Annotated in this window: 1 protein-coding gene and 1 pseudogene; both read right to left on the bottom strand. The window is 48.1% G+C overall.

All coding sequences use genetic code 11. From position 1 onward, the window contains the following. Window positions 1-446: IS110 family transposase (locus tag NE664_12770; protein MCQ4727508.1), on the bottom strand; the 446-nt coding region annotated here is incomplete at its 3' end. A gap of 51 nt (window positions 447-497) precedes the next feature. Continuing rightward, a pseudogene (locus tag NE664_12765) lies at window positions 498-548 on the bottom strand (hypothetical protein). Window positions 549-592: the final 44 nt, after the last annotated feature.

The raw sequence follows: 592 nt of genomic DNA, 5'->3' as shown, positions 1-592 counted from the left end.
ATTTCAGCAAGAATGCCACTGGCATAAACCTTGCCGATTCCGGGAACCGAGTTGAGGACCTGGTACTCGGTAGGATTCAGCCCTTTCACCGTTCTTAAAATAGCATCATCAATTGCTTTGAGCTCCTTTTCAAATGCATTGATGCAGTTAAAGGAACACCCGATCGAGACTGTCAAAGGTTCATAAAGGCACTTGTCCAGCCTGTAAGAATCATTAGCAGCCTTTTGAAGCAGATAAGTGGCCTGCTCTGGATCATGGATGCGTCCGCGGCTTTTGGAACTGATAAAAGCAATCAGTTCATCTACAGAAGCATTTACGATGGCTTCGGTAGAAAGGTAGTCCGTCAGAACAGCTTCAGCAGTGGCACCATATTTATTGGAGAAAGGGTGCTCATCGTTGTCCAGCATGGCAAACTCGCTGAATTTCAGAAAGATGTTGTTGAGCATGTAGGTTTTCTCCCTGGCGATGCATTCTGTAATGTGAAGCCGGTGCCGTGTAAGGCGCTGGAGTGCAAGATACTGTGCCCCGCGCCAGGGCTGTGTGTTAATCCGGCCGACCCTGGCGAAATCAGCGATGACAAAGGAATCAATCC

Origin of the sequence: Anaerotignum faecicola, from assembly GCA_024460105.1 — a bacterium.
Taxonomy (GTDB): Bacteria; Bacillota; Clostridia; order Lachnospirales; family Anaerotignaceae; genus JANFXS01.
This window is presented reverse-complemented; position numbering and strand designations above follow the sequence as displayed.